Origin of the sequence: Micromonospora sp. NPDC000207 (assembly GCF_040300925.1) — a bacterium.
GTDB lineage: Bacteria > Actinomycetota > Actinomycetes > Mycobacteriales > Micromonosporaceae > Micromonospora.
In genome coordinates, this window is sequence record NZ_JBEPEQ010000003.1 from 81,371 (window position 1) to 100,049 (window position 18,679).

At 73.0% G+C, this 18,679-nt stretch carries 16 protein-coding genes; 9 read left to right on the forward strand and 7 right to left on the reverse strand.

Going from position 1 to position 18,679, the window contains the following annotated elements:
* The first annotated feature begins 67 nt into the window (after positions 1–67).
* Positions 68–460, forward strand: coding sequence for an SCP2 sterol-binding domain-containing protein (locus ABT336_RS02020; protein WP_350894600.1), 393 nt, complete (start codon positions 68–70; stop codon positions 458–460).
* Complete coding sequence (locus ABT336_RS02025; protein WP_350894601.1) at positions 457–2,511, forward strand: amylo-alpha-1,6-glucosidase; 2,055 nt, start codon at positions 457–459, stop codon at positions 2,509–2,511. Before ABT336_RS02020 ends, ABT336_RS02025 begins: the two co-directional genes overlap by 4 nt.
* Before the next feature lie 46 nt (positions 2,512–2,557).
* Here ABT336_RS02025 and ABT336_RS02030 read toward each other — a convergent pair whose 3' ends face one another.
* On the reverse strand, positions 2,558–3,424 hold the full coding sequence (locus ABT336_RS02030) for a hypothetical protein (protein WP_350894602.1): 867 nt from the start codon (positions 3,422–3,424) through the stop codon (positions 2,558–2,560).
* A gap of 275 nt (positions 3,425–3,699) precedes the next feature.
* On the opposite strand from ABT336_RS02030, the gene ABT336_RS02035 reads away from it, so the two are divergent.
* From ABT336_RS02035 to ABT336_RS27470, 3 genes are all read left to right on the forward strand, one after another.
* Complete coding sequence (locus ABT336_RS02035; RefSeq protein ID WP_350894603.1) at positions 3,700–8,106, forward strand: S8 family serine peptidase; 4,407 nt, start codon at positions 3,700–3,702, stop codon at positions 8,104–8,106.
* 294 nt (positions 8,107–8,400) lie between these two features.
* Entirely contained in the window at positions 8,401–8,925 is a 525-nt protein-coding gene (locus ABT336_RS02040; protein WP_502891079.1) for a DivIVA domain-containing protein, read from the forward strand.
* Between the two features lie 106 nt (positions 8,926–9,031).
* On the forward strand, positions 9,032–9,193 hold the full coding sequence (locus tag ABT336_RS27470) for a hypothetical protein (protein WP_502891080.1): 162 nt from the start codon (positions 9,032–9,034) through the stop codon (positions 9,191–9,193).
* 46 nt (positions 9,194–9,239) lie between these two features.
* On the opposite strand, the gene ABT336_RS02050 is transcribed toward ABT336_RS27470, so the two are convergent.
* Positions 9,240–11,402 carry a TPM domain-containing protein gene (locus ABT336_RS02050; protein ID WP_350894605.1) on the reverse strand — a complete coding sequence of 721 codons (2,163 nt, stop codon included), beginning with the start codon at positions 11,400–11,402 and terminating at the stop codon, positions 9,240–9,242.
* Between ABT336_RS02050 and ABT336_RS02055 the strand changes: the two genes are divergently transcribed.
* On the forward strand, positions 11,389–11,757 hold the full coding sequence (locus tag ABT336_RS02055; protein WP_350894606.1) for a hypothetical protein: 369 nt from the start codon (positions 11,389–11,391) through the stop codon (positions 11,755–11,757). The two genes, ABT336_RS02050 and ABT336_RS02055, sit on opposite strands and share 14 nt — an antisense overlap.
* Positions 11,758–11,948: 191 nt before the next feature.
* Here ABT336_RS02055 and ABT336_RS02060 read toward each other — a convergent pair whose 3' ends face one another.
* The 5 genes from ABT336_RS02060 to ABT336_RS02080 all read right to left on the reverse strand — a co-directional run bounded on the left by ABT336_RS02060 (position 11,949) and on the right by ABT336_RS02080 (position 15,408).
* The gene (locus tag ABT336_RS02060) at positions 11,949–12,272 is read right to left on the reverse strand and encodes a DUF1416 domain-containing protein (RefSeq protein WP_434741867.1); all 324 of its coding nucleotides are present in this window, start codon (positions 12,270–12,272) and stop codon (positions 11,949–11,951) included.
* Positions 12,273–12,277: 5 nt separating this feature from the next.
* Positions 12,278–13,126, reverse strand: coding sequence for a sulfurtransferase (locus ABT336_RS02065; protein WP_350894608.1), 849 nt, complete (start codon positions 13,124–13,126; stop codon positions 12,278–12,280).
* Positions 13,127–13,324: 198 nt separating this feature from the next.
* A complete protein-coding gene (locus ABT336_RS02070) occupies positions 13,325–13,453 on the reverse strand; it encodes an Ms5788A family Cys-rich leader peptide (RefSeq protein ID WP_350894609.1) in 129 nt (42 codons plus the stop codon).
* Positions 13,454–13,462: 9 nt separating this feature from the next.
* On the reverse strand, positions 13,463–14,272 hold the full coding sequence (locus ABT336_RS02075) for an LmeA family phospholipid-binding protein (protein WP_350894610.1): 810 nt from the start codon (positions 14,270–14,272) through the stop codon (positions 13,463–13,465).
* A gap of 92 nt (positions 14,273–14,364) precedes the next feature.
* Positions 14,365–15,408 (reverse strand): hypothetical protein, encoded by a 1,044-nt coding sequence (locus tag ABT336_RS02080; RefSeq protein WP_350894611.1) that lies wholly within the window; start codon positions 15,406–15,408, stop codon positions 14,365–14,367.
* Between the two features lie 320 nt (positions 15,409–15,728).
* On the opposite strand from ABT336_RS02080, the gene ABT336_RS02085 reads away from it, so the two are divergent.
* From ABT336_RS02085 to mshD, 3 genes are all read left to right on the forward strand, one after another.
* Positions 15,729–16,442, forward strand: a complete 714-nt coding sequence (locus ABT336_RS02085; RefSeq protein WP_350894612.1) for a winged helix-turn-helix transcriptional regulator — start codon at positions 15,729–15,731, stop codon at positions 16,440–16,442.
* 165 nt (positions 16,443–16,607) lie between these two features.
* On the forward strand, positions 16,608–17,474 hold the full coding sequence (locus ABT336_RS02090; protein WP_350894613.1) for a polysaccharide deacetylase family protein: 867 nt from the start codon (positions 16,608–16,610) through the stop codon (positions 17,472–17,474).
* Between the two features lie 197 nt (positions 17,475–17,671).
* On the forward strand, positions 17,672–18,598 hold the full coding sequence (gene mshD / locus ABT336_RS02095) for a mycothiol synthase (protein ID WP_350894648.1): 927 nt from the start codon (positions 17,672–17,674) through the stop codon (positions 18,596–18,598).
* Positions 18,599–18,679 lie beyond the last annotated feature (81 nt).

The window sequence follows — 18,679 nt, forward strand, 5'->3', positions numbered from 1 at the left end:
GGAACGGAGTCGGTGCGGTGCGCGACTTCCGGCCCGGCGGAGACGTTCCGCTCCTACGATTCGACATGTGACAGGGGCCACCGAGGAGTTCTTCGCATCGCTGCCGGAGCGCGCCCCGGCGGTGCTCCGCAGCCCCCTGCGCGGCAGCCTGCGGATCGACCTCTACCACGGTGGCCACACCGCCCACTGGCGGGTCGAGATGGCCCCGGGCGAGGCCCGGGTGAGCCGGGACAGCTCCGACGCGGACGCCACCTGGGTGTGCCGATCCGACTTCTTCGACCGGCTGGTCACCGGCTCCGAGCAGGCCATCGCGGCGATGCTGCGCAGTGAGACGACGATCGTCGGGGACATCCGGCTCTTCCTCGCCTTCCGTGGGTTCCTCCCGAGCCCTCCGGGCACCCGGGACCCGCGTGAGACCGCCCGGGAGTCGGTGCAGGCCCAGGGCGGGGGGACCCGATGAGCGACCTGGTCAGCATCCTGGACGGAAACACCTTCCTGGTCAGCGACGACCGGGGGGACATCGAGCCGGCACCGGACGCCCCGACCGGGCTGTTCTCCTTCGACACGCGGTTCCTGTCGACCTGGGTGTTGACCCTCGGCGGGGCGCGCCTGCACCTGCTCTCCGCCGACGACGCGCACTCGTACCAGAGTCAGTTCTTCCTCGCCCCCGGCGAGCCGATGCACGACCTCGACACCCGGGTCTCGCTGATGCGGCACCGGTGGATCAGCGAGGGGCTCGCCGAGCAGCTCACAGTCTTCAACCACTCCCGGGAGACGATCCGGCTGACCGTCCGGGTCGCGATGGGCACCGACTTCGCCGACCTGTTCGAGATCAAGAACGTGCAGCCGAAGCAGGGTCGGGTCACCGCCGAACCGGGGCACAACGAGCTGCGGCTGGTGTACCAGCGGGCCGGGTTCCGCCGCGAGTCGCTGATCACCAGCAGCACCGACGCGGAGGTCGACGCGGAGGGGATGACGTTCCACATCCGGATCGGTCCGCACGACGAGTGGAACACCCTGCTGCACGTGGCGGCGGTCATCAGGGACACCAAGGGCCGGGACGCCCGGGCCGTCCTGCCGCTGATCGGCGACCGGACCCCTCAGGTGATCCTCGCCGAACAGCAGGAGCTGATCGACCGGGCGCCCAAGCTGGGCTGCGACTGCGGGCCGTTGGCCGGGGCGTACCGGCGCAGCCTCAACGACCTGGCGGCCCTGCGGTACCAGTCGATCACCATCGGGGTACGCCTGATCGCCGCCGGACTGCCCTGGTTCATGACCCTCTTCGGCCGGGACAGCATCTTCACCTCCTTGCAGATCCTGCCGTTCCTGCCCGACCTGGTGCCGCCGACGATCACCATCCTCGCCGGCCTCCAGGGCACCCGGATCGACGACTTCCGGGACGAGGAACCCGGCAAGATCCTGCACGAACTCCGGTACGGCGAGACGGCCGGCTTCGAGGAGCAACCGCACTCCCCCTACTACGGCGGGGCCGACTCCACCCCCCTGTTCGTGATCCTCCTCGACGAGTACGAGCGGTGGACCGGGGACGGTCGACTGGTCCGACAGCTGGAGGCGCAGACCCGCGCCGCGCTGGCCTGGATCGACACCTACGGTGACCTGCTCGGCACCGGATACGTCTGGTACCGGACCCGCAACCCGACCACCGGGCTGCCCAACCAGTGCTGGAAGGACTCCCCGGACGCGATCACCCGGGCCGACGGCGGGCTGCCCGGGTTCCCCCGGGCCACCTGCGAGATCCAGGGGTACGCCTACGACGCGAAGATCCGGGGTGCCCGGCTGGCCCGGAAGTTCTGGAACGATCCGGACTACGCCGACCGGCTGGAACGGGAGGCGGCGGAGTTGAAGGCCCGGTTCAACAGGGACTTCTGGATCGAAGACGGGGAGTACTACGCCCTCGCCCTCGACCCCGAGGGGCGCCCTGTCGACGCGCTCACCTCCAACATCGGGCACCTGCTGTGGAGCGGGATCGTCGACGAGTCCAGGGCGGGGAGGATCGCCGAACATCTCCTCGGTCCCCGGCTCTTCTCCGGTTGGGGGGTCCGTACGCTCGCCACCGGCCAGAGTCGGTACAACCCGGTCGGCTACCACGTCGGCACTGTCTGGCCGTTCGACAACTCGATCATCGCCTGGGGGCTGCGCAGGTACGGCTACCGGGAGGAGGCCGGACAGATCTGCGAGGCGATCCTCAGCGCCTCCCAGCACTTCGGCGGGCGGCTGCCCGAGGCGTTCGCGGGCTACCAGCGGTCGCTCACCGAATACCCGGTGCAGTACCCGACGGCGTGCAGCCCGCAGGCCTGGTCGGCGGGGACACCGTTGCTCCTGCTGCGGGTCATGCTCGGGCTGGAACCACAGCAGGAGCACCTGATCATCGATCCGATGGTGCCGGAGGGGATGGGCCGCATCGAGCTGCTCGACATCCGGGGTCGGTGGGGAACCGTGGACGCCCTGGGGCGCAGCCGGGGGCCGCACGACCCCAGCCGGGGCCACTAGCTCCCGTCAGGAGGCACGGCTTACCGCCCGGGCGGCGGGCCGGGGGCTAGCTCCCGTCCGGGGCGCACCCGGTGGCGGCGGCGAGGCGGACCCCGTCGTCGGCGTGGTCGACGACCACTGTGACCGGGCCGGTGCGGTAGGCGTACACCTCGGGGGTGTCGAGGACCACGGTCCCGGCGGCGTCCGAGGTCCGGGCGGCGGACGGGTCCACCCCGGGCGCGGTGGAGACCCGGACCGTGCGGGCCCGCCGGTCGCCGTCCGGGCAGCGGGTGGTCAACAACTCCGGCGGTGTCGCCTCCGGCCGGTCCAGGGTGGCCAGCACCCGGCTGAGGGCGTCCGCCTCGGGGCCGACCGCCGGTGCCGACTCCGGCCGGTGACCGCCGAGCGGACGGCATCCGGTGTCGGCGGTGAACCGGGCCCGACCGGGCCCGTCGGCCTCCCCGGTGATCGTGACGAACTCCCCCGCGTCGGCCCGCAGCCGCAGACCCCTGTCACTGGGCCGGACCCGGGCCTGGTACTCGGCGGGCAGTCCGGCCGCGACCCGCTCCAGCAGGGGGGCGACGTCGTCGGACCCACCGACCACCTCCACCGTCCGCGCCAGGACGGCCCCGTCGGAGAACGGGGTGATGCGGCACCCCTCGTCCAGCCGGTCCGGGCCGAGGAGGACCACCGGTTCGGCACCGGCGGCCGCGACCAGGGCACCGATCGCCCGGTCGACCACCGGGACCGCCTCCGAGAGGCTGCGCTGCTCGCGGACCGTGGGTTCGTCGTTGCGGGCCGAACGCCAGGTGAGCGCGGCCAGCAGCACCGCCCAGACAACGGTGCCGACGATCAGCCAGCGCGGCCAGCCCGACCCGGGTTCCGGCTGCGGCTCGGGGGGTGGGGCGTACCAGGTCGGGGCGGCGGCGTTCACCCGGCCATCGTGTCACGCAGCGCCGGGCCGGTCGGAGAGAGTCGGGTCGGCAAGCACATCGGGTCGTGACACGGGTTCCCATTCATCGAAACTCTTTGACCGATTGCCGACAGCCGACAGGCATTGATCGACCCGATTCCGCACCAGAGCATGACTCTCAGCGGAACCGGGGGCCACCATCCGTAACTCCCGCCCCGCCCGCTCCCGCGTGGCCGCGACCCCGGCGCACGCCACCGGACCCGAACCGATCGGGTCCGTCACCGTGGGGAGGAACCGTGTTCAGCAGACCCACCGGACCATCAGCGTTACGCCGATCGGCGGTCGCCGTCGCGGCGGCCCTCCTGGCGCTCACCGCCCAGCCCGCCCTCGCCGCCCCGGCCACCGCCGCACCGGCGCCCGCCCGGGCCGAGGTCGACGGGGAACTGGTCCGCCGACTCGACGCCACCGGCACCGCGACCTTCCTGGTCTACCTCCGCGAACAGGCCCCCCTGGCCGGTACGGCGAAGCTCGCCGACGCCGACGAGCGGGCCGGTGAGGTGCACCGCCTGCTCACCACCACCGCCGAACGCACCCAGGGTGGGCTGCGGGCGCTGCTCGACGAGCGGAAAGCCGCCTACACCGGATACTGGATCGCCAACGCGCTGCGGGTCGAGGGCAACCGGGCCCTGCTCGACGAGATCGCGGCCCGCCCCGAGGTGGCCCGGGTCGCGGCGAGCCGCAGCTATCCGCTGGTCAAGCCGACCCCGGCCGAGGGTGGACGCGCCGGCACCAAAGCCGCCGAATGGGGAGTGACGAACATCCGGGCACCCCGGGTGTGGGACGAGTTCGGCGTCCGGGGCGAGGGCGTGGTGGTCGCCAACATCGACAGCGGGGTGGCGTACGACCATCCGGCGCTGGTCGGTGCGTACCGGGGCAACCTCGGCGGAGGTCGCTTCGACCACGCGTACAACTGGTTCGACCCGACCCGGGTGTGCTCCGGGGCCGCGCCCTGCGACAACAACGACCACGGTACGCACACCATGGGCACGATGGTCGGCGACGACGGGGCCGGGAACCAGGTGGGTGTGGCCCCCGGCGCGAAGTGGATCGCCGCCAAGGGGTGCGCCAGCACCAGCTGCGCCGACGCCGCGCTGCTCGCCGCCGGTCAGTGGGTCCTCGCCCCGACCGACGCGAGCGGCCAGAACCCCCGACCCGACCTGCGCCCCGACATCGTGAACAACTCGTGGGGCGGCGACGGCGGAGACCCGTGGTACCAGCAGACCGTCACCGCCTGGCGGGCCGCCGGGATCTTCCCGGTCTTCTCCGCCGGCAACGAGGGACCGGCCTGCGGGACCGCCGGCTCCCCCGGCGACTACCCGAACTCGTACGCGGTGGGGTCGTACACGTCGACGAACGCCATCTCCAGCTTCTCGTCCCGGGGGAACGCCACCGACCCGGCGAGGTTCAAGCCGAACATCGCCGCCCCGGGGAGCAACGTCCGGTCCAGCGTCCCCGGCGGGGGGTACGCGGCGTTCAACGGCACCTCGATGGCCGCGCCGCACGTCTCCGGATCGGTCGCCCTGCTCTGGTCGGCAGCGCCGACGCTGCGCGGGGACCTCGCCGCCACCGAGACGCTCCTCGACGACACCGCCGTCGACGTCGACGCCACCACCTGCGGGGGGACCGCCGACGACAACAACGTCTTCGGCGAGGGGCGGCTCGACGCGTACGCGGCGGTCGAGGCGGCCCCGCGCGGCCCGGTCGGCACCGTCGGCGGGACGGTGACCGACGCGGCCGACGGTGACCCCCTGGTGGGGGCGACAGTCGTCGCCGGCACCCGACAGGCCACCACCGACTCGGCGGGCCGGTACTCGCTCACCGTCCCGGCCGGCGAGGTCACCCTGACCGCCAGCGCCTACGGCTACGGCGAGCGCACCGAGACCGTCACCGTCGCCGACGGCGACGAGGTGGTACGCGACTTCACGCTGCGCGCCGCCACCTCGGTCACCATCTCCGGCACCGTCACCGACGGCTCCGGCCACGGCTGGCCGCTGTACGCCTCGATCGAGGTCTCCGGTCGTCCCGGGGCACCCGTCTTCACCAACCCGGTGACCGGACGGTACTCGGTGACGGTGCCCGGCGACGCCGACTACCGGCTCACCACCACCGCCCGGTACCCGGGCTACCGGACCGTCCAGTCCGAGGTGACGGTCACCGACGGCGCGAAGACCGTGGACGTGGCGGTCCCCGTCGAGGCGGGCTGCACCGCCGCCGGGTACGCCGCCAGCCTCAGCGCCCCGCTGCTGTCGCAGAGCTTCGACGGTACGTCCGCCCCGGAGGGCTGGACGGTGCGCAACCGTACCGACAAGGGGGGTTGGGTCTTCACGGACCTGGGCCGACGGGGGAACCTCACCGGCGGCACCGGCGGCTTCGCCATCGTCGACTCCGACCAGCTCGGTGCGGGCAACACCCAGGACACCGACCTGGTCACCCCACCGGTCGACCTGTCCGGGGCCGGAGCCCCGGTGCTCCGGTTCAACAGCGACTGGCGGGCGGTCGGGTTCAGTGACACCGCCGACGTCGACGTATCCACCGACGCCGGGGCGACCTGGACCAACGTGTGGCACCAGACCGCCAGCCGTCGGGGCCCCCGGGTCGAGGAGGTCCCGCTGACCTCGGCGGCGAACACCGCCGCCGTCCAGGTCCGGTTCCGGTTCAAGGGGACCTACGCCTGGTGGTGGCAGGTGGACGACGTCCAGGTCGTCAACAGGCAGTGCGCCCCCGTGCCGGGCGGACTGGTGGTCGGCACCGTCACCGACCGCAACACCGGATCCCCGGTGGTGGGGGCGACGGTGACCAGCGACGACCGGCCGCAGGACCGGGCCGTCACGGTGGCCACGCCGGACGACGCGAACCTGGCGGACGGGTTCTACCACCTGTTCTCCGGCCTGACCGGGGCACGCCCGTTCACAGTCACCCGGACTCCGTACCCGCCGCTGACCCGGTCGGTCACCGTCGTCGCCGACCAGGCCCGGCGGGCCGACTTCGCGCTGACCGCCGGTCGGCTGACTGTGACCCCGACCAACCTGGAGTCCCAGCAGCCGTACAACAGTGCCCGGAGCACCCGGATCACGGTCCGCAACACCGGCACCGCACCGACCACCGTGGACCTCACCGAACGCGGTGGCGGGTTCGAGACCCTCGCCGACCGGGCGGGTTCGCCCCGCCGGGACGTCACAGTGAAGGGGATCAGCCCGGCCCGCACCGGCCCCGGGTACGGCGGTGGGCACACCGACCGGATCGCACCGGACCGGTCGGGCGGGAACGCTGCCGACGCGTGGGCACCCGTCGCCAAGCTCCCCTCCGCGATCTACGACAACGCGGCGGTCAACCTCGACGGCCGGATCTACTCCGTCGGCGGGGGCGGCGGCACCGGACTGGAGCGCAAGGCCTGGGTGTACGACCCCGCCGCAGCGAGCTGGTCGGCCCTGCCGGACCTGCCGAACGCCCGGTCGAAGCCGGTGGCCGCAGTGGTCGGGGGCAAGATCCACGTGCTGGGTGGTTGGGGTGACGACGACGACCCGGTCGCCTCGGTGGACGTCTTCGACCCGGCGGCCGGCACCTGGAGCACCGTCCCCGGGGCGGTGAACCCGGCCCCGGCGGCGGCGGCCGGTGGTGCTGTCGTCAACGGAAAGATCTACCTGGTGGGCGGCTGCCTCGACGCCACCTGCACCGAGTCCGACAAGACAGTGGTGTTCGACCCGGCCACCGCCACCTTCACCACCGGTGCGACCTACCCGCACCCGGTCTCCTGGCTGGGCTGCGGTGGGATCGGCGGATCCGTCTACTGCGCCGGGGGCGTGGGGGCCACCGAGTACACCGACACCTGGCGGTACGAGCCGGGTGCCGGCACCTGGACGGCCCTGCCGAACCTCCCGGTGGACCTGTGGGGCTCCCAGTACACCACCGCCGGGGGGCTGCTGATCCTGGCCGGTGGGGTGACCAACGGTTCGACGGCGGTCACCAACTTCACCCTCGGCTACGACCCGGTCGCCGGAGCCTGGCGGGACCTACCCAACACCGGGTTCCCCAGGTACCGGGGGGCGGCGGCGTGCGGGACGTACAAGATCGGCGGTTCGCCCAGCTCGTTCGTCGGCTCCGCCGACAGTGAGCGACTCGACGGGTTGGACAGGTGCACGGAGTCGGCCGACCTGCCGTGGCTGACCACCGACCCGACCAGCTTCACCCTCGACCCGGGGGCTTCCCGCACCGTCACCGTCACCTTCACCGCCACCGCCCAGGCCGGTGTGGCACAGCCGGGTGCGTACCTCGGTGAACTGGGGGTCGTCTCGGACTCCCCGTACCCGGTGCCGCCGGTGACGGTGAAGATGAACGTGGCCCCGCCCAGCAACTGGGGCAAGATCCAGGGCACTGTCACCGGGGTCACCTGCGGCGGGACCACCGTCGGGGTACCGGCCACGGTCCGGGCCAACCTGGTCGACCAGGCCACCGGGTACACCCTGACCGCCGACGCGGCGGGACGGTACGTCTGGTGGCTGCCCCGGGGGCGGTACGACGTCATCGCCGCCAAGGACGGCTGGGTCCCGCAGGTGCAGCGGATCAGGGTCGACGCGGGCTTCACCCACACCGTGGACTTCGCGCTGAACCCCTCCTCGACCTGCACCCGAGCAACCGGCATCTGACGCGTGTGGGGGTGCCGGTCCTCCGGCCCGGCACCCCCGTGCAAGGAAGGGCCCCCTGTTAACGCCTACGGTAGAGAGGGGTTCCCCTCTCACGGCGTACCGGCGTACCGGCGTACCGGCGTAAGCACCTTCCTCGGTGAGCCGGTTCAGGGCGATGCTGCCGATCGCGGCGCGCTCCTCGCGTGGCAACGGGCAGAGCTCGCACCGGCTGGCGCGGGTCCACGGTGGATCCGTCCCAGCCCCGACAACCCCCCACACTCCGAGTACGGGGTCCTCGCCGAAAGGTGGTCGACCTTGCGCAACCCGTTCCGGCACCTCCGCTGGCGGCCCCGCACCGCCCCACCCACCCGAACCGACCGGACAGGCTCGACCACCCGGCCCGACCGGGCAGGCGCAGCGACCGGTCACACCGCCTTCGGCCGAGCCACCGTCCGCCCGCCCAACACTGGTCGACACCGCGATCCGATCGTGGAAGGCCACCGACGGTCCGGGCGGCACCGACCGGCAACGCACGGACCCGAGCGCCAGCCGGCGACACACGGACCCGAGCGCCAGCCGGCGACACACGGACCCGAGCACCGACCGGCGACACACGGACCCGAGCGCCGGCCGCTGCGGCGCGAGCAGGTCCAACAGCGACAGTTCACCCTGGTCCGGCGAGGGCTGGACCCGATCGAGGTCGCCCGGTTCCTCGACCGGGTCGCCCGTGACCTGGACCGGCTGCACGCCGAGCCGGGCTCCGTACGCGAGGAGAACGTCCGGATCAAACGGGCCCTACGGGACTGGCAGCGCCAGTTCACCCCGGGCGGCTGGTCGTGACCACGGCCGAAGACGGCGAGCGCCCCCGGGCGTCGTCCATCTCACCGTACGGGTCACGGATCTGGCCGCCGCGTACCTGTTGGCGCGGACGGTCTCCAGGTCGTTGGTGTTCCTGCCGGAGCTGGTGCTCGGCGAGACGCCCCTGAGCGAGGCGGGCCTGCATGGCGTACGGCGTCAGGTCTTCTGCGACCGGCTGGTGGGCAACGGCCGCCGCTGCGTGCTCAGTCCGGAGCACCACGGCGACTGCGCCCGCCGACTCCTGCGCTGACCGGGCCCGGCGACGCGGGCTGACCCGCCGGGCTGCCGGACTGCGGTCAGAACCGGCCGCCGCCGCCCCGACGGCCACCGCTGCTGCGGCCACCACCGCTGCGACGGCTGCTCGACCCGCTTGACCTGCGGCTGGACCCGCTGGACCGGTAACTGGAGCTGCTACGCCGGGAGCGGCTGGAGCTGCCGCCGTACCCGCCGCCCCAGGTTCCGCCCGAGGAGTTGCCGGCGAGGATCCCGCCGAGCAGGGCGCCCCAGAAGGCGTCACCCCCGGAGCCTCCGCCGTGCCCGGCGAAGTCACCCTGGTTCCAGGTGTTCACGTCGGACCGGGCCGCCTGGGAGGCCCGACCGGCGAGCGTGGATGCCTGCTGTGCGGCGGCCAACGCGGTGACCGGATCGACCTCGGCGAGGGACCGGGCCCGGTCGAGGTGCTGACCGGCCTCGGCGAGCAGGACCCGGGGCTGCTGACCGATCGCACCACGTCGGGTGTGCACGAACCGGCTCGCCGAGTCGATCTCGGCGGCGGCCACCTGGATGCTCCGGGGAAGCAGGGAGCGTGCCCGGGCCACCCGCTGGGCGGCCTCGATCGAGCTGGCCAGCGCCCGGTCCATGGCGGCGTCCACCTCCTCCAGCCTGTGCACCGCCGCCTGCGGGTCCGTCGTCGGTCCGGCGAACTCCGCGCGTACGGCGGCGGTCACCTGCTCCGCCCTGGTCACCGCGGCGGTCAACTCGGCCTGCCGCTCCGGCGGAAGTTCCCCACCGCCCGGCATCCCGGGATGCCCTGGCGTCGGATGCTGGCCGGGGACCGCATACTGGCCCGGAATCGAGTGTTGCCCCGGCGTCGAGGGCTGCCCCGGCGTCGAGGGCTGCCCCGGCGTCGGATTCTGCCCGGGGACCGGGTGCTGGCCGGGCGGCGGTGGGAGGGGACGGCCGGCGAGGAGGGCGCGGCCCTGGGCGATCTCGGTGTCCAGTTCGGCGAGGAGGGCGTCGGCGGCCTCCCGGGCGGCGGTGAGGTCACCGTCGAGCCGTTCGATCCCGTCGAGCAGCGTCTCCACCTGCCCCAGTGCCTCCTCGGCGGTCCGTACCCCCAGTGCCGCCCGGGGCAGGGCCTGCTCGCGGGCCGCAGCCCCGGCCTCGTCGAGCGTCGCGGCGGCGAAGGCCAGCCGTTCCCGGGCCTCGGTCACGTCACCGGCCACTGTGGACAGCGCCGAGTCGGTGTACCGGCGGTGCAGGGCGGTCATGGTGGCCTCGGCCCGCCCGGCCCGCTGGTCGAGGTCGGCCCGACGGGTCGCCAGCGCGGTCAGGAACTCGGTCACCCGGGGCTCGATCCCGCGTAGCCTCTCGAAGGCCTCCGCCTCGGCGTCGAGGCCCTTGTCGGCCCGCTCGCACCGCTCGACGATCTCCAGGAGGCGCTGTCGTCGCGTCGGGTCGTCGATGTTCTCGTCCTGGTCGAGGCTGGTACGGAGTCGGAACGCCTCGCCCAGTTCGGCGCGGGCCGCAGCGAGGGCTGCGGTGAACGACGCGGTGGCCTCCGGCCCGTACTGTCCGGTGGCGAGGACGAGTTCCTGTTCGCTGGCGCGCAGCTCGTTGTCCAGCTCGACCAGCAGGACGTTGGCCCGACCGGCAATCTCCTCGGTCTTGGCCTTGGCCAACGCGGCGGACTCCCGCGCCTGCCTGCGTCGCCGGGCCTTCGGCACCAGCCAGAGCGCCAGCAGCCCGGCGACAATCAATCCCAGCGGTACGAGGACCTTCGCCAACGAGGCCGCCCGTTCCCCGCTCGACGGGGTGTCCGGGGGGCCGGGCTGGATGGCCGGCTCCGGAATGGTGGTCCTGTCGAGCACCGCCCGGTATCCGTCGGCCGCCCCGATCGCCGCACCCGCCCAGTCGTTCGCGCCGAGCGGAGGCTCGATCGCCACCCGGGCCACCTGGTCGAGCTGGCCGTCGGTCATCGGATAGTCCCGGTCGAAGGAGTACGCGTACGACCGGTCCCGGGTGGCGACGGCCAACAGGGCGTCCCGGGTGCCAAGGTCACTGCGCTCGGCGGTCTCGTCGGCCCAGTTCTGCGCACTGCGTCCGCTGAACGTCTGGACGTAGACCACGAAGAGCTGGAGCCCGGTCTCCTGTCGCAGCTCCTGGAGCGCCGACTCCACCTCGCCGCGTCGGGCACCGAGCACGTCGGCCTCGTCGACGACCTGGGTGTCGAGGCGCATCGGCCGCTCGGCCGGGAGCCCGCGCACCACCGACGCCCCTGCCGCCGACACCCCTGCCACCGACGCCTCTGCCGCCGACGTCGTCGGCCGGTCGTACGACGTCGCAGCCGCCTGGGTGGCCGCCGACGTCGTCGTCGAGACCGCCGCCGTGGTGGCCGCAGCCGTCGTCGTGGCCACAGCCGTCGTCGTGGCCGCAGCCGCCGTGGTGGCCGCAGCGGTCGTCGTGGCCGCAGCGGTCGTCGTGGCCGCAGCGGTCGTCGTGGCCGCAGCCGGCGGGACGAGGACGGTCGAGCTGAGGGTCAGGACGCCCACGAACACGGCCGCCCGGCGCAACATCAACATTCCTCAAGGCTAAACGCCCAGCTCAACCCAGGCCCCCTGCACCCGCCCCGAGCCCATCAGCCGCCCCGGAGAACCCCTCCCGAACACGCGGACGGCTCGGGCCGGTCCTCCCCGCACGGGGAGGACCGGCCCGAGCCGTTCGTACGTGGTGAGAGGGGTACCCCGCTATACCGCAGGCGTTAACAGGGGGCCCTTCCTTGCACCTCAGGCGGCGACGGTGACGGCTACCTCGTTCACGCCCCGGGCAGCGGTGACGGCGGTGTCGCCGTTGCCGTGCCGGGACAGCGCCCGCAGGGTCCAGGCACCCGGAGCGGCGAAGAACCGGAACTGCCCGGCCGGGGAGGTCACCACCTCTGCGGTGAACTCACCGGTGGAGTCGAGCAGGCGGACGTACGCGCCCGGCACTACCTCGCCGGACTCGGCCGTCACCAGACCGGTGATGACGGTCTCCTTCTCCAGGTCGAGACTGGCGGGCAGCGGCGCGGCCTGGTCGGGCGCGGCGCAACCGGCGGCGGTGGGAGCAGTCATCTCGATCACGCCTTTCCGGGCTCGTCACCGAGGGCGACCGGCACGCCGACGAGCGAGCCGTACTCGGTCCAGGAGCCGTCGTAGTTCTTCACGTTCTGGTGACCGAGCAGCTCCTGGAGCACGAACCAGGTGTGCGAGGAGCGCTCGCCGATCCGGCAGTACGCGATGGTCTCCTTGCCGTCGTCCAACCCCGCCTCGCCGTAGATCTTGCGGAGGTCGTCGTCGGACTTGAAGGTGCCGTCCTCGTTGGCGGCCTTGGACCACGGCACGCTGATCGCGGTGGGGATGTGGCCGGCCCGCTGGGCCTGCTCCTGCGGGAGGTGGGCGGGGGCGAGCAGCCGACCGGCGAACTCGTCGGGGCTCCGCACGTCGACAAGGTTCTTGACCCCGATGGCGTCGACCACCTCGTCGCGGAACGCGCGGATGGTGTTGTCCGGCTCCTGCGCGACGTACTGGGTGCCGGGGCGCTGCACCGCGTCGGTGACCAGCGGGCGGGCGTCCAGCTCCCACTTCTTGCGACCGCCGTCGAGCAGCTTGACGTCGCGGTGGCCGTAGAGCTTGAAGTACCAGTACGCGTACGCGGCGAACCAGTTGTTGTTGCCGCCGTACAGGACGACGGTGTCGTCGTTGCCGATGCCCCGCTCGGAGAGCAGCGCCTCGAACTGGTTCTTGTTCACGAAGTCCCGGCGGACCGGATCCTGGAGGTCGGTCTTCCAGTCGAGCTTGACGGCACCGGCGATGTGCCCGGTGTCGTAGGCCGAGGTGTCCTCGTCGACCTCGACGAAGACGACGCCCGGGGCGTCGAGGTTCTTCTCGGCCCACTCGGCCGAGACGAGTGCGGTGTCGCGACTCATCAGATCTCTCCCTGGTGAGGATTGGTGGTGAGCCAGCGCGCGGAAAGGTGGTCGCACCACGCGCGGGATCCCATGGATTTGGCGGATCACGGGTTCGTGCGACGGCGCCGCTGCCGGGCGTTCAGGGGGAGGCGATCGGGATTCGATAGAACCCACGTGCCGGAAGGCTGCCTCAGGCAGCCAGGGACAGCCCCGCCGTCAGATGGCGGAGCAACACAGGCAGGTGGCCACGCGGCACAGGTCGACCACGCGCCGTTTCGTGAGGAACGTCCCCATGGGCAGCGACGCTACCAGCCCTCGCGCCGAATGCCACCCGCCGACCACCATCCGGGACGCCTATCCGACACGCTGGTTGATCGGGACGTCCCGGGCGTCGGCGGTCACCTCCAGGCCGCCGGGCAGCGGCCGGACCTCCCGGACCGTCAACTGGAACGGCAGCTCCGGCAGGGGCACGTCGATCGAGATGCCCTGCGCCCACTGGTTGAGCAGGGTACGGGCCAGCGGCAGGGCGGGGAGCCCCTCGGCGTCCACCTCGTCGACCTTGAGGGCCACCTGACCCTGGTCGCCGACTGTGACCTCGGCGGTCCCGCTGACTGTCAGCTCCTGGCCGAGGATGTCCACCGGGGCGGTGACCGCGAGGCGGCCGTCGCGCTCGCCGAGCTTGAGTCCCGGCCGGTCGAGGAGGGCGGCGAGGCTGTCGTACGTGATCGTGCCGGTGCCGTCGACGGTCTCGGCGATCACGTCGCCCTGCCCGGTCCGCAGGGTGTCCAGGGAGGCCCGGACGTTGCGGGCGTCGACGTCGAGGGAGGGCAGGTTGACGGCGTTGCCCTGGACCGAGCCGCGTACGTCGCGCAGCTGGATGCTGATCTGTTCGTATCGGCCGGCGACGACCTGGTTGAGGAAGGGGAAGCCGGCCACCTCCACCTGCGGGGCTGCGGAGTCGATCCGCTGTCGGCTCACCTCCTGCTGCACCTGGTCGGCGATGGTCCGTTCGGCGACCGAGACGGCGACCCGGTCTGCGGCGACCGCCAGCCCGCCGAGGAGCAGCACCAGGACGACGAGGGTGACGAGCACCTTGCGTCCCCGCCGCCGGGGTCGACCTGATCGGCGGGGTCGGCCGTCGGACGTCGGGTAGCTGTCGGCCACGCCGCCTCCACTTTCTCGGGGTGTCGTGCGGATCCACGGTCGTGGCCGCAGGGGTGCGGTTTACCCGATGCGAGGAAACCTCAATCGGCGGTTCACAGCAACAACCGACACATCGGGTACGCCGCTGCGGCGGCCATCGCGAAGCCGCCGAGCGGACCCTGGAGATGCCGGGCGATCCACATGGTGGGGGGCTCACCGGCCATCACCCGGCCCACCTCGGCGTACCCGAGGGCGAGGTCGGCCAGGACGGCGGTGACCGCCGCGAGGAGCCCGATCAGCGCGGCCCGGGACGGGGTGAACGGGGCCACCAGGAAGCTCCCGAAGACCGCGCTGGCCAGGGTGCCGACCATCGCCCCGACCACCACCCCGGCTGCGGCTCGCGGCACCTGGGGGGCGAGGCGGGGCCAGACGAGCACGGCGTCGGTGGACCGGGCCACGGCCAGCGCCACCCCGGCGGCGGTCAGGCAGACGGTGACGGCCTGGGTCCCGGCCGGGATGCGGCTGAGGACGAGCAGTCCGGCGAAGGCGACCACCCCGAGGACGGTGAGCAGGGTGACCCCGAGGGAGTCGGTCACCCGGGCCCGGTCGGTCCGGCGGACGAGCTGACCGGCGACGGCGACCACGAACCCGGCCACCACGACGTACCCCAGGGGGGCGAGCCCGGGCTCGGCGGAGCGGACGGCGACGACGTTGGCGACCACCGCGGATCCGGCGCTGACCACGGCGACGACCAGGAGCGCGGGGGGCCGGACCGCCATCGTCCAGGCCAGGATGAACAGCAGTTGGACACCGAACAGGATGATCGCGAAGGGCAGCCGGTGCCCGGGGCCGGCGGTCTGTGCACCGAGCACCAGGCCGATGCCGAGGAGCGCGGCGAAACCGGCGACGGTGAGCGAGAGCTGCCGGGAGATCTCGACCGGTGGTTCGTCGTCCACCTCGTCGTCGGTCGGGTCGGGCTCGTCGTCGGGGCGACGTGCCGCCTCGCCGCTCTTGCGGAACCGGCGCGGTCGGCTCCGCTTGGCCGGGGGTTCCGCGTCGGTCGGGCCGGATCGCGGGGTCGGCGCGGTGGCGCTCGGGCCCGCGTCGTCGTCGGCCCACGGATCGCGCCCTGTCCCGGGCGGGCTGGAGGGATGCACGTACCGATCGTGCCAGACCGGGCGGCGAGTCCGGGGGACACGGTTTCGGCCACGTTAAAACCTGGTCTACAAGATGGGGCACAAGTGATGAACGGGATAAGGCGGAATGGCCAGGCGTGAGCCATCGGTTAGGCTCGTGCCGACACCCGCCCGCCAGCGATGCCGGGAACGAGACGTCAGCCCCGACCACTGCGCTCGTCAGTTCCTGACAGCGGCGTGAGGGCCGGCCCCTGACGCCGGGCCAACGTCAACTGCCGGCGACGCCTCCCCGGACGCCGCCGGTCGCGCGCGGCGTACAGCCGCCGGACGGAGGTGATCGTGTGGAACTCCTGCTCCTGGTGACCGCACGCGCAGGCGAACCATCGGCAGTCCTGCCCGCGCTGGACCTGCTGCCACACTCGGTGCGGACCGCACCCCGCGACGTACGCACCCTGGTGGCCGGGCCCAGCCCGGACGCGGTCCTGGTGGATGCCCGCTCCGAGTTGAGCGAGGCTCGGGCGACCTGTCGGATGCTGCACGCCACCGGGCTCGGGGTGCCGCTCGTCGCGGTGGTCACCGAGGCGGGGCTGATCGCCCTCAACGCCGACTGGGGGGTCGACGACGTCATCCTCGCCTCCGCCGGACCGGCGGAGGTGGAGGCCCGGCTACGGCTGGCGGTCGGCCGACTCAGCAACGCCACCAGCGGGGCCGGCGGCTCGATCCGGGCCGGCGAGTTGACCATCGACCCGGACACCTACGCCGCCCGCCTCAAGGGCCGCCCCCTCGACCTCACCTACAAGGAGTTCGAGCTGCTGAAGTTCCTCGCCCAGCACCCGGGCCGGGTGTTCACCCGTGACCAGCTGCTGCGCGAGGTCTGGGGGTACGACTACTTCGGTGGCACCCGGACCGTCGACGTGCACGTCCGTCGACTGCGGGCCAAGCTCGGCTCGGAGTACGAGTCGATGATCGGCACGGTCCGGCAGGTCGGCTACAAGTTCGTCGTGCCGCCGTCCCGGTCGCTCCCGGAGACCGAAAAGGCTCCCGTACCCGCCTGACCCGTCGCCTCGGGCGATTATCCCGATACGCACCATTTGCCCTTCTCGCCGGCTCTATTCTGACTGCCGGATTAGCGAGGAAGGGACCACGGTGCGTGCAGTGAAAACGGGGAGCCGGGCAGCGGGTGGCCCGAACCCGCCCGAGGTACCGGGACGGAACGCCTGATGCGGGCCGCGACCGCCGGGCGGACCGCCGCGCTCGTCACCCTGGTGGTGGTGGCGCTCCTGGGCTCGGCGTACGCGCTCGGGCGGAGCCTGGTCGCCGACCCCGCTGCGATCCAGTCCCCCGGCCTGGGTGCCGAGATGACCGGCACCCAGTACGCCGAGCAACCCCCGGTGACAGGCACCGCGAACCCGACCCCGGACGGACCCGACGAGGCGCCCCAGAGCGGCGGCCCCTCGCCTGTCCCCTCCTCCTCCAGCGACGACGGCCTCTACGGCAGCCAGCTCACCACCGGCACCGACGAGGTGGCCCTCACCTTCGACGACGGCCCCGACCCGAACTACACCCCCCAGGTGTTGCAGGTGCTGCGCGAGTACGGACTCAAGGCCACCTTCTGCGTGGTCGGCGAGAACGCGCGCAACCACCCGGACCTGGTCCGGGCGATCGCCGCCGACGGGCACACCCTGTGCAACCACTCGTGGAACCACGACCTCCTGCTCGGCAAGCGTTCGCCCGACGTGATCCGGGCCGACCTCATCCGGACCAGCCAGGCGATCCGGGCCGCCGTACCGGACGCGCCGATCGTGTGGTTCCGGCAACCCGGCGGGGCGTGGACGTACCCGGTGGTCTCGGTGGCCCGGGAGTTGGGCATGACCCCGCTGCACTGGACGGTGGACCCATCGGACTGGCGGGCACCGGGGCCGCAGCGCATCGCCAACGTCCTGACCACCTACGTCCAGCCCGGCTCGGTGGTGCTCCTGCACGACGCCGGCGGCGACCGGCAGGGCACCGTCGACGCCCTGCGCTACGCCCTGCCCGACCTGACCAGCCGGTTCCGCCTCACCGCCCTGCCCGACGGCGCGACCTGACAGGTCCCGCCCGCACCCCGCCCCGAGGCGGGTCCGGCCCCGGACCGCCCCGGACCCGCCTCGGGCACCGGCGTACCGAGGTCGGTCCCAGCGGCTACCGTGACGTGGTGAGCAGCGCCGAACCGACCCCCGACCGGGCGAGCAGCACCGAACCCACCACCGAACGGGCGAGCAGCACCGAACCCACCACCGAACGGGTGGGCAGCGCCGAACCCACCACCGACCGGGTGAGCCGGGCCGACCGGCTCTCCGCCGCCGAGGTGACCGAGGTCCTGGCCGTCGTCCGGGCGGCCGCCGACGCCGACGGGGCCGAACCGCTGGACGAGCACGTCCTCCTGCGCCTGCGCGACCCCGAGGCCCCGGCCGTGCACCTCACCGCCCGCGCCCACGACGGCACCCTCACCGGGTACGCCCACCTCGACGTCACCGACACCACCACCGGAACCGGGGTGGACCTGGTGGTGCACCCGGCCCACCGCAGGCGGGGCACCGGACGGGCGTTGGCCCGGGGCGTCCTGGCGGCGGCGACCGGGCCGGTGCGCGCGTGGTCCCACGGCGACCACCCGTCGGCCGCCGCGCTCGCCGTCGACCTCGGCTTCACCCGCGCCCGGGTGCTCTGGCAACTGCGCCGGTCCCTGACCGCGCCGATCGAGCCGCCCCGCCTGCCCGACGGGGTGACGATCAGGGCGTTCCGCCCCGGCGTCGACGACGCCGCCTGGCTCGCGGTCAACGCCAGGGCCTTCGCCGATCATCCCGAGCAGGGCCGATGGACCGGATCCGACCTGCGGGTACGCCTCGACGAACCCTGGTTCGACCCGGCCGGTTTCCTGCTCGCAGTGGACACCGCCACCGACCGGCTGCTCGGATTCCACTGGACGAAGGTGCACGAGCGGCCGGGCTCGCCGCCGATGGGCGAGGTGTACGTGGTCGGCGTCGACCCGGCGGCCCACGGCGGCGGCCTCGGTCGGGCGTTGACCACCGCCGGGCTGGCGTACCTGCGGGACCGGCGCGGGCTGGACCGGGTGATGCTCTACGTCGACGACTCCAACCGGGCGGCGGTGTCCCTCTACGAGCGGCTCGGTTTCGCCGGCTGGGCGGCACACGTCAACTACCACCGGGGCTGAGACCCACCCGGCCGAGGTCGGCGCGGACCTGCCCGGGGGGCGGCCGAACGAGGTCGGCGCGGACCTGCCGGGGGCGGCCGA